This window comes from Neisseria sp. HMSC31F04 (genome assembly GCF_001807735.1).
GTDB lineage: Bacteria > Pseudomonadota > Gammaproteobacteria > Burkholderiales > Neisseriaceae > Neisseria > Neisseria elongata.
This window is the reverse complement of record NZ_KV790810.1, coordinates 23,263-29,945: the sequence shown is the minus strand read 5'-3', so window position 1 is coordinate 29,945 and position 6,683 is coordinate 23,263. Positions and strand designations below refer to the sequence as shown.

Sequence of the window (6,683 nt, the reverse complement as noted above, 5' to 3'; positions counted from 1 at the left end):
GCTTTTTTGCAAAGATCTCAGGCCGTCTGAAAGCCGCCAAACGGGTTCTTCCCGTTCAGGCCGCGCTTTCAGACGGCCTTATCTTTCGGCTGCCCGCAATAATTCCGCCACCAGTGCAGGCACGCCCCGAACTGCCGTTTGAGCCAGGATTTCCACGCCCGAAACATCGGCGTTCGGCTTGGGATCGATCAGGTACACGGGCACGCCGAAACGGGCATAGTGCAGCAGGGATGCGGCGGGATAAACCTTCAGCGACGTCCCGACCACGATAACGATGTCGGCGGCTTCGACCAAACGAACGGCTTCTTCTATCAGCGGCACGGCTTCGCCGAACCAGACGATGTGCGGCCGCAGCGGTCGGCCTCGGCTGTCGCGGTCGGCCAAGGTTTGGTCGCCCTGCCAAGGCAGGATTTCGTTTTCATCAACCGTGCTTCTGAGCTTGTTCAATTCGCCGTGCAGGTGCAGGACTTTGCCGCTGCCCGCGCGTTCGTGCAGGTCGTCTACGTTTTGAGTGATGATTTGTACGTCGTAAGCGCGTTCCAAATCGGCCAGCGCGAAATGGGCGGCGTTCGGTTCGGCTGCCGCAGCGGCACGGCGGCGGGCGTTGTAGAAGTCGATGACGGTTTGCGGGCTGCGGGCGAACGCTGCGGGCGTGCAGACATCCTCCACGCGGTAGCCTTCCCACAGGCCGCCGCTGTCGCGAAAAGTTTGCAGGCCGCTTTCCGCGCTGATGCCCGCACCGGTGAGGACGACGCATTTTTTCATGGTTTGTTCCTTGTTGATTGATTAACCGTCGGCTGCCGCTTATGTGTCCGACAGTTAGGTTCTGTACGCCACCTTATTTATCGCATCTTCGCCTCATCCGAACAGCCTTCGTACAAATCTGCGGACATGCGGGTTTCAGGCGCAGAACGGGTTTGGCCGTTGCGGGCGGGCGTAATGGCTGCGACAGGGAATTGGCGGCATGCGGTATATATTCGATTAGAGGCCGTCTGAAAAACGGGAAACGGGGTTTCAGACGGCCTGCCCGGTTTTATTTGACGGGGCAGTCGAAATAAAGTTCGTAGGCCAGTTTGCTTTCGCGGACGCACACTGTGCCGCCTTGGCGAATGCGGTTCGAATAGCTGATTTCCCAGTAACCTTCAAACATTTCATAGCCGACCGGCATGTAGGCGGGCACTTCTTTGCATCCCCTGCCGCAGTCATGCACAGAACCTAAACGTGCCTGTTCCACTGTTTCGAATTTGCTGCCGATCAGGCTGGCCGGGCCAAGGATGGTGGCCAGCGACCATGTTGATGTAATACCGAGGGCCAGTATGATTAAACTGATTTTGGTCATCATGATGATGGCTGCGGTTATCCGCCCGACAACGGAGCGGCGGCGGTAGTGATGGGCGGGCAGGCCGAAAACGGTTTCGTGCATCCATACTTTGCGAACCATCCAAACAGACGGCAGTAAGCCAAGAAGAGTAATGAGCAAGGCAAGCTGCCAAGCGGCGGCAGTCAGTTTGAAGGGATGAACGAAGAAATACGAGACAAAGGCCAGCACTGTAATGATGTAGAATCCCACGGATATGGTTTTCAAAAACCTTACACCCAGCGGGTTCATGGTGGCAAATAGGCGGCGGTATTCGGCGGACAAGGCTCTTTGAAAAACTTCTTCGCTGCTTTGTGCCTGCAAGGCTGCTAGAAAAGCATAGTGGTCGCGGCACAAGTCCAATCGGAAACGATAGACGTGACAGTCGGGGGAGATAGCGTGCAAGTAAAAGGGTCCCCGCCCCCGCATAACTTTGCGGTATTCGAATGTCCAATCAGTGGGACAGCTGAAACGTTCGCGTCCGAATGCGCCGTATAACACCAGCCGGTCGTTGGTCAGGGTTGCAAAACGGCTGCAGGTCAGGCCGAACCACATGCCTTCGGAGTAAATGATGCCGAGTAAGAAGATAAACAGGCTGACGGCAATGACCGCCCAATCGGGCAGGATGCCATGGATGATGAAGACAATGGCGGTAATGCCGGCAATCAGCGTCAGCAGTATCAGCAGGAAAAGGAACGAGATGAAAGCCCGTGTCAAGGAAACAGGGAAAGTCTGGAAGCCTATTGTTCGGGCGAAAATAGGAGTAAACAAATATTGTTGTTTGTTTTTCCGGTTCATCATTTTCCCTCTCTGTAGTGTGTGATGTGCGGCCATGCGGTACAAATGAGGATAAAGGCCGTCTGAAACATTAAATCGGGGTTTCAGACGGCCTTTTGCCTTATTCGGCGCGGTTGCGCAGGAATTGCAGCAAGAGCGGCACGGGGCGGCCGGTCGCGCCTTTTTCCTTACCCGACTTCCACGCCGTGCCGGCGATGTCCAGATGCGCCCACGGGTAGTTTTCCGTGAAGTGCGACAGGAAGGCGGCGGCGGTGATGGTGCCGGCGGGGCGGCCGCCTATGTTTTGCAGGTCGGCAAAGTTGGATTTGAGTTGTTCGCGGTATTCGGCAAACAGGGGCAGCTGCCATGCCTTGTCGCCGCTTTGCCGCGATGCGGCCAGGATTTCGTCGGCCAGCTCCTGCGTGTTGGTCAAAAGGCCGCTGGCAACGTGGCCGAGTGCGATGATGCACGCGCCGGTGAGTGTGGCGACATCGACTACGGCGGCGGGTTTGAACTGTTCGGCGTGGCTCAGCGCGTCGCACAGTATCAGGCGGCCTTCGGCATCGGTGTTCAGGATTTCGATGGTGGTGCCGTTCATGGCCGTTACCACGTCACCGGGTTTGCTGGCGGCCGCGTCGGGCATGTTTTCGCAGGTGGGGACGATGGCGGTCAGGTTGATGGGCAGTTTGGCTTTGGCGGCGGCTGCGAATGCGCCGATGACGCTTGCCGCACCGCACATATCGTATTTCATTTCGTCCATCGCTTCGCCCGGCTTGAGCGAGATGCCGCCGCTGTCGAAGGTGATGCCTTTGCCGACGAGTACGACAGGGGCGGCGTTTTTGTCGGCCGCACCGCGCCAGTGCAGTTCGATGAGGTAAGGGTCTTGCGCGCTGCCTTTGGCCACCGACCAGAACGAACCCATGTGTTCGCGGATATGGTCTTTATCGTGGATTTTGGCAGCCGCACCGAATTTTTCGGCTTCGGCACGGGCGGTGTCGGCCAGATATTTCGGGGTGCAGACGTTGGGGGCAGTGTTGCCCAGGTCTTTGCACAGGTTGATGCCGTAGAGTTGGGCTTCGGCCCAATTCAGGGCGGTTTGCACAGCGTCGGCGTGTTCGGTGTGGAAGGTTGCGCCATTGAGTTTGGCGGCTTTCGCGTCTTTTTTGAAACGGTTGAATCGGTAAGCGGCCTGTCCGAAGGAGAGCGCGAAGATTTCGGCGGCTTCGGCGGTTTGGTTTTGGTCGAAGCCGTTCAGGCCGATGTGCAGGTTTTCCTGTTTTTGCGCCCATGCAGCGGCTTCGGCAGCGGCTTTTTCAAGCGCGTCGCGGCCGTCGTTTTCCGGCAGTGCGACCGCCACGGCTTTCAGTTTGCCCGCTTCGGCGGTTTGGGCGGCGGCAAAACGTTCGCCTTCGGACATCGATTCGAGCAGCAGGCGGGCGGTTTCGTTGTCGGGTGCGTTTTCACGATTGCGGTAGATATAAAGCAATGCGCCTTCCTGATGCGGCTGCAAGGCGGCGGCTTTTGTGCTAAATTGCATTTTTGTTCCTTTCGGTTGGCCGTCTGAAAAACGGCGGAAGCGTTATTTTACCGCGAAACGGCCGCACAGGCTGTCCGAAACAACAATGCCTTGCTCCCGATACCCTGTTCCTTGGGACTTACAGGCGGTCGGCGTTTGAAATATTTTTGGAAATGGCATATGTTTGCCAATTGAAGAAATCTTCCCCAAAGGAGCTTGTTATGCACAAGACGTTTGTTTGTTTGCCTGTTTTGGCGATTGCGCTGTTAGCTGCTGGCTGCGGGGGAGGAGCCAGTGCGCAGCAGAAACAGGATCTTTCCCACATGAATGCCCGCCAACGCGACAAGGTGGGGTATGAAGCAGCCGCCAATCTACGCCGCACGGAATTGAAGGAAGATGCGGATACGCGGGTGACGAATATCGGCTACCGCGCTTCGGACGATACTTTAGTGTATACGCTGATGCTGAAGAAAATCTCCAGTCCGGAAGTGTTTAATGCCGTGCAACGGCGCAAACTTGATGTGACGCTCCACAAGGAAGGCAGGAAAGAAGTCTGCCGTAACCGCAATATGCGTGATTTGATGATTCACGGGCGTTATTCCGTGGAATACCGCGTACTTGCGCGCAACGGTAAAGCGTTGTCTTCCCCGATACGAATCAGTGCGAAGGATTGTTGAAGTTTGGGTTGAGTAAGGCCGTCTGAAAATGCCTTTTCGGGTTTTAATTTCGTTAAAGCCGTGCTTTCAGACGGCCTTTAAAATGGTTTCCGCTGCCGACTAAAAAAGAAAACACATGATATACAGACAAAACTTCGTCAAAGAACTCACTTTTACCGCCATCGGCATCTTCGTCGTCATCCTGGCCGTGCTCGTTTCCACGCAGGCCATCAACCTGCTCGGCCGTGCCGCCGACGGGCGCGTGGCGGTGGATGCCGTGGCCGCGCTCATCGGCTTTTGGACATTGGGCATGACCCCGCTGCTGCTCGTTTTAACCGCCTACATCTCCACACTTACCGTCCTGACCCGCTTCTGGCGCGACAGCGAAATGTCCGTCTGGCTTTCCTGCGGCCTGTCGCTGCGGCAGTGGGTGCGCCCCGTATTGTCATTCGCCCTGCCGTTTGCCGCACTGGTAGCCGCCATGCAGCTTTCCGTATTGCCGTGGGCCGAACTGCGAAGCCGCGAATTTGCCGAAATCCTAAAACAAAAACAAGAACTTTCAATGGTTGAAGCGGGCGAATTCCGCACCTTGGGCAAGAAAAACGGCCGCGTTTATTTTGTAGAGACCTTCGACACCGGCTCCGGCATCATGAAAAACCTGTTTTTACGCGAACAAGACGACAAAGGCCGCGAAAACATCATCTTCGCTAAAGAAGGCCGCTTCTCGCTCACCGACAACAAGCGCACGCTCGAACTGACCCAAGGCTACCGCTACGGCGGCATCCCCGGCGAAGCCGACTACAACCAAGTCTCCTTCGAGCGTCTCAACCTAATCATCAGCACCACGCCGAAAATCATCAATCCGATAGACCACCGCCGCACCATCCCGACCGCCAAACTCATCGGCAGCGACAACCCGCAGCACCGCGCCGAGCTCATGTGGCGGCTGAGCCTGCCCCTGGCCGCACTTATATTGAGCATATTGGCCGTTCCCCTGTCCTACTTCAACCCGCGCACCGGCCACACCTACAACATCCTGTTTGCCATCGGATTCTTTCTCATCTACCAAAACAGCTTAACCTTTCTGCGTAATGCCATAGAAAACGGCAAACTGGGCTTTTGGACGGGTTTCCTACCCATACACATCATCATGCTGGCCGCCGCCGTCATCCTGCTGCGCGTGCGCTCCATGCCCGCCCAACCCTTCGCCCAAGCCCTGAAAGCCGCATTGAAAGGCCGCGCATCATGACACTCATCGCCCGCTACCTGATCAAACAGCTCAGCATCACCACCCTGTACGCCATGTTTGCCCTGCTCGCCCTATACAGCTTCTTCGACATCGTTGCCGAAGTGGGCGACGTGGGCGAAGGCGGCTACACGGGCATCAAAATGATGCAGTACGTCCTGCTGCAAATCCCCGACCACGCTTACCAAATGATGCCCTTGGCCGTACTCATAGGCGGCTTGATTGCCCTAAGCCGGCTTGCCTCCAACAGCGAAATGACCGTCATCAAAACCAGCGGCATGAGTACCGCCAACATCATCGCCATCCTGCTCGGGTTCGGCCTGATATTCGCCGCCGCCACCGTCCTTCTCGGTGAAAGCGTCGCCCCCGCCGCCAACCGCTACGCCCAAAACCTGAAAACCACGGCCAAAAACGGCAAAATCAGCACCGGCGCGCAAGGGCTGTGGATTAAAGAGCAAAACAACATCATCAACGTGCGCGAAATGCTGCCCGACCAAAGCCTGCGCGGCATCAAAGTCTTCCGACACGACCAAAACTTCAAACTGGCCGAAAGCTGGCAGGCAGAATCCGCCGTCATCGCTGCCGACGGCGGCTGGAAGCTGACCAACGTCCGCCGCAGCATCTTGGACGGCGACCGCGTCCGTACCGAAAAACACGACGGCGAATACTGGCAGGCAGGCATACGCGGCAGCCTGCTCGACGTACTGCTGGTCAATCCCAACCAAATGTCGCTCACCGCGCTGACCGCCTACATCCAGCATCTTGAAGACAACAAGCAACAGGCCGATAACTACAAAATCGAATGGTGGCGCAAGCTCATGTACCCCGTCGCCACCGTCATCATGGCCTTGGTCGCACTCGCCTTCCCCCCGCAATCGACCCGCCACGGCAACATGGGCTTGAAACTTTTCGCCGGCATCTGCCTCGGGTTGGCCTTCCATTTCGCCGGACGGCTGTTCGGCTTCACCAGCCAGCTCTACGGCGTACCCGCCTTTGCCGCCGCCATGCTGCCCACCGCAGCCTTCGCCGCATGGGCGGTATGGCTGATACGGAAGCAGGAAAGGCGTTAAACGGAAATATAAAAACAGGCCGTCTGAAAACCGTATTTCAGGTTTTCAGACGGCCTTATTT

General features: G+C 56.8%; 6 protein-coding genes. 3 read left to right on the top strand and 3 right to left on the bottom strand.

All coding sequences use genetic code 11. From position 1 onward, the window contains the following. Window positions 1–78: 78 nt before the first annotated feature. From HMPREF3107_RS07260 to HMPREF3107_RS07250, 3 genes are all read right to left on the bottom strand, one after another. Window positions 79–765, bottom strand: coding sequence for an SIR2 family NAD-dependent protein deacylase (locus HMPREF3107_RS07260; RefSeq protein WP_070454636.1), 687 nt, complete (start codon window positions 763–765; stop codon window positions 79–81). A 268-nt stretch (window positions 766–1,033) separates the two neighbouring features. Beyond that, on the bottom strand, window positions 1,034–2,074 hold the full coding sequence (locus HMPREF3107_RS07255; RefSeq protein WP_168160533.1) for a hypothetical protein: 1,041 nt from the start codon (window positions 2,072–2,074) through the stop codon (window positions 1,034–1,036). A 181-nt stretch (window positions 2,075–2,255) separates the two neighbouring features. Beyond that, complete coding sequence (locus HMPREF3107_RS07250; RefSeq protein ID WP_070454632.1) at window positions 2,256–3,671, bottom strand: leucyl aminopeptidase; 1,416 nt, start codon at window positions 3,669–3,671, stop codon at window positions 2,256–2,258. Between the two features lie 200 nt (window positions 3,672–3,871). Between HMPREF3107_RS07250 and HMPREF3107_RS07245 the strand changes: the two genes are divergently transcribed. From HMPREF3107_RS07245 to lptG, 3 genes are all read left to right on the top strand, one after another. Next, entirely contained in the window at window positions 3,872–4,327 is a 456-nt protein-coding gene (locus tag HMPREF3107_RS07245) for a hypothetical protein (RefSeq protein ID WP_070454631.1), read from the top strand. 115 nt (window positions 4,328–4,442) lie between these two features. Beyond that, entirely contained in the window at window positions 4,443–5,555 is a 1,113-nt protein-coding gene (gene lptF, locus HMPREF3107_RS07240; protein ID WP_070454629.1) for an LPS export ABC transporter permease LptF, read from the top strand. Then, on the top strand, window positions 5,552–6,622 hold the full coding sequence (gene lptG / locus HMPREF3107_RS07235) for an LPS export ABC transporter permease LptG (RefSeq protein ID WP_070454627.1): 1,071 nt from the start codon (window positions 5,552–5,554) through the stop codon (window positions 6,620–6,622). The genes lptF and lptG overlap by 4 nt, the downstream gene beginning before the upstream one ends. Window positions 6,623–6,683 lie beyond the last annotated feature (61 nt).

What these genes read in the sequence shown, in the direction of transcription:
- HMPREF3107_RS07250 (WP_070454632.1), bottom strand. Translation starts at nt 3,671, where the DNA reads ATGCAATTTAGCACAAAAGCCGCCGCCTTGCAGCCGCATCAGGAAGGC.
- HMPREF3107_RS07245 (WP_070454631.1), top strand. Translation starts at nt 3,872, where the DNA reads ATGCACAAGACGTTTGTTTGTTTGCCTGTTTTGGCGATTGCGCTGTTA.
- HMPREF3107_RS07260 (WP_070454636.1), bottom strand. Translation starts at nt 765, where the DNA reads ATGAAAAAATGCGTCGTCCTCACCGGTGCGGGCATCAGCGCGGAAAGC.
- lptG (WP_070454627.1), top strand. Translation starts at nt 5,552, where the DNA reads ATGACACTCATCGCCCGCTACCTGATCAAACAGCTCAGCATCACCACC.
- lptF (WP_070454629.1), top strand. Translation starts at nt 4,443, where the DNA reads ATGATATACAGACAAAACTTCGTCAAAGAACTCACTTTTACCGCCATC.